Raw genomic sequence first — 3630 nt, 5'->3', positions numbered from 1 at the left:
TGGGCGGGCCGATACGGGTCCATCCCGGGCGCTTCCCGATAGAGGGATTGCGCCAACTTGACGACACTGTACCAGGTCATATTCAGGTCTCGGGACGAGGGGAACAGTTCATGGACTTGCTTGAGGACATGATGGGCGATCGCCTCATTACTCTGCTTAATAAATGGATCTCCCGGGGTCAACACCAACTGCATCAACGAACCCTCCCCTTGCCGATAATAATCCGACGGCGAAGTTAAGGCTAAATCTGCAAAACAAGAAAAGTCTGCATCTGGGGTATAAAGCAGATTGTCAATTCCTGCCGCTTCCTCCAACTGCTGACGCTTACTCGCATCATGCATTTCCGTCACCCACCCATCAAAGCGCAATTGCACCGTGGCAACTGGCACCGTATCGAGTTTATAAATATTATCGAATTCCGGCCATTTGCGCCATGCCGGGGGTAAGACTTTCTGAATGCCGGGGAGATCACAGGCAAACAAATAAGCATCAGCGGTGATGGTTTCTTCCGTTTCCCCTTGAGCAACAATCAATCCAGTGACTTGGGTTTCCCCACTTTCTTCAGAAAATAGAATTTCCCTCACCCGGCGTCGGGTATGGATTTTAGCGCCTCTGGCTTCTAAATATTGAATAATCGGTTGATGAAGGTAGGTATCTGGGGACCCTTCTAACATCCGCAGGACCGACGCTTCCGTTTTTGTGGCAAACAATTGGAAAATGGTCAGCATACAGCGGGCGGAAATGTTTTCCGTATCGATAAAGCCCAGGGCGTAGGCGATCGGGTTCCACATCCGCTTGAGACTACCATTAGAACCGCCATGTTTGCGGAACCAGTCGGCGAAACTGATGCGATCGAGCTTGCGGATGGTGTTCATCGCCCCATCGAAGTCCACTAAACCCCGGACAATCGGGCTAGTACCGAGGGCGATCGCATTGGTAAGTTTATCTTCTACACCGAGTTGAGAGGTGGTAAAAAAGGCTTTTAAACCGTTGAAGGGTGCGCCGGTAATAAAGCGAAAATCCAGTTCCCCGGTTTTGCCGCCCTCGTTGATAAAGATATGAGTATGGTCTTTCAGGCGCAAATTGTCGATCGCACCTACTTTTTTCATTAAGTCGAAGAGGTTGTAATAGCAGCCAAAAAAGACGTGCAATCCCATTTCAACGTGATTGCCCTCGGCATCTACCCAACTGCCGACTTTCCCGCCGACAAAGGCACGAGACTCGAAGATTTCCACTTCGTGACCCGCATCAACTAACTCAATGGCGGTGGACATTCCGGCTAGTCCCGCCCCAGCGATCGCTACCCGCATTCTGCCTATCCTGTAATGGTTCTTTACAGATTGTAATCTAAGTGGCGATCGCCGCACCATCCCAGCCTAGGTTACTATTTTGTCCGATCAGGGCAGGACTGTCTAGGTTTTTTACGCTCCCTCAAGGGTCCGATCGCCCTCCTGAGTCTCTTAGGGAGGGCGATCGGACGGGTGAAATCAAATAGGGAGGGAGACTTAGGGAGACCAAAAAAATAAATTATCCAAGTTCTGCCGTGAAAAACTTACTTGACTCTTGAGCCTGCGGAGGCAGGCTTTGTCCGCAAACGCCCCACCCTTTAGGGTGTGGGTTTTGGGTATTTTATTTTTTGGAGTTCCCTTAATGGCGAGCCGAACCTTCTAGACGCGCTGCCTGTTGGACTGCTGCAGAGACGGCGGTAACGACGCGATCATCGAACACCGAGGGAATGATATTTTCCCGGCTGAGATCGGATGGTTTGACTAAGGAGGCGATCGCCTTGGCTGCTTCCAAATACATAGTTTCAGTAATCGTATGGGCCCGACAATCGAGCGCCCCACGGAAGATGCCAGGAAATGCCAAAACGTTGTTAATTTGGTTAGGATAATCGCTGCGCCCAGTGGCAATCACCGCCACATCATCCATGATTAATTCGGGTTGAATTTCCGGGATAGGATTTGCCATTGCAAAAACAATCGGATCCGGTGCCATTGAGCGCACCATTTCCGGCGTTAGGACTCCAGGAACGCTGACGCCGATAAACATATCGGTTCCTTTAATCGCATCGGCTAAATTGCCGCCTTTTTCTACAGCAAATTCGCGTTTTTCTTCGTTTAAATCGGTGCGACTGTGACAGAGGATGCCTTTGGAATCACACAAGGTCATATAGCGGGCACCGGCTTGGCGTAATAAGCGGGCGATCGCCACTCCAGCGGCCCCGGCCCCATTAATGACAATTCGGATATCTTCCATCGCTTTACCGACCAATTTCAACGCATTGATAGAGGCTGCCAGGGTGACGATCGCCGTCCCATGTTGATCATCATGAAACACCGGAATATCCAATTCCCGACGCAATCGCGCTTCAATATCGAAACAGCGGGGGGAACTAATATCTTCTAAATTCACCCCCCCAAATACCGTGGCAATCCGTTTGACGGTTTCTACAATTTCGTCACTATCTTGGGTGTTCAAACAGATGGGAAACGCATCAATTCCGGCAAAGGCTTTAAATAACATCGCCTTGCCTTCCATGACGGGGAGTGCGCCTCCAGGACCGAGATTGCCTAAGCCTAATACTGCCGAACCATCAGTGACGATCGCCACAGTATTTTGCTTGATGGTCAGATTGTAGAGTTGTTCGGGATTGTTGGCGATTTCCATACAAATTCGCCCCACTCCCGGGGTATATGCCATCGCTAAATCCGCTTGAGTTTTGAGGGCAATTTTATTTTCTATGCTAATTTTTCCGCCACGATGCAGGTTAAAGGTGCGATCGTAAACGTTGAGAACTTTAATGTCTGAGATTCCCTTGATTTTTTGGACAATCTCTTCGGCGTGTTCGGTACTAGAAGCATCGACGGTAATATCCCGAGTCGTATGAGCCAGGGTTTGTTCGATCAAGTCGATTTGTCCGAGATTCCCCCCAACCCAGGCGATCGCCTGGGTCACGGTGGCCAGGGTTCCGGCTCGGTTGAGAAGTTGCAAGCGAATCGTTACGCTAAAGCTAGAATTGGGTGTTAATGCGACCATCTTACTGCTGTTGTCCTCCAACAATTCACCAAACCTATTAGACGCTCCGTCGCGCCTGCCGGTTTTTTTTCCATCAAGGCTAATATTTTACCCTGATTTGCTCCTCGATTATGTCAGCAAAACTCTAAATTATGGGCTAATTTTGATAATTCTCAAATCCCTGTTATTCTCAGGTTTTAATATAAAATATTAAGTATTTCTAAGTAGCAATAATAAATGTTAAATTTTTGAGGGGATTTTTCCGGTTAATCGGGGGTGTCATCATAGAAAAAAGTCTGCAACAACAACGGATACAACTCTTCGGGTCATGATCACCGATTTTAGAACATCGGGACAGCATTAACTAGCTAGGACAAGAAACCCGGTATCTTTCTGAAGGGGTTGCTACGAAAGGGGAACACCCCTGAAGGGGCTACTACGAACGGTTTGTAGTGACCCCTTCAGGGGTCAAGGGTGACCGACTTAACCGATCTAATGCGTCAAACAGATAACGGATCATCCCCCCCCAACAATCGCTTCTTCATCCTCTTGGAATACAACCGGAGCAACGACACTCGCCGGTAGCCACAGGGTAAATTGGGAACCCTGACC

At 49.0% G+C, this 3630-nt stretch carries 2 protein-coding genes; both read right to left on the bottom strand.

The genetic code is table 11. The features are described 5' to 3' along the window. Window positions 1-1310 (bottom strand): 9,9'-di-cis-zeta-carotene desaturase (gene zds, locus J0895_RS12665; RefSeq protein ID WP_207088454.1); only part of this gene is annotated, 1310 nt, incomplete at its 3' end. 337 nt (window positions 1311-1647) lie between these two features. Continuing rightward, window positions 1648-3039: a malic enzyme-like NAD(P)-binding protein gene (locus J0895_RS12660; protein ID WP_207088453.1), complete on the bottom strand. Its 1392-nt coding sequence runs from the start codon at window positions 3037-3039 to the stop codon at window positions 1648-1650. Window positions 3040-3630 lie beyond the last annotated feature (591 nt).

The organism is Phormidium pseudopriestleyi FRX01, assembly GCF_017313335.1.
Classification (GTDB): domain Bacteria; phylum Cyanobacteriota; class Cyanobacteriia; order Cyanobacteriales; family Laspinemataceae; genus Laspinema; species Laspinema pseudopriestleyi.
Note: the sequence above shows the minus strand (reverse complement) of the source record. Positions and strands in the feature narration are given on the sequence as shown.

Excerpts from the sequence above, each read along its gene's own strand:
- J0895_RS12660 (WP_207088453.1), bottom strand. The coding sequence starts at position 3,039 with ATGGTCGCATTAACACCCAATTCTAGCTTTAGCGTAACGATTCGCTTG.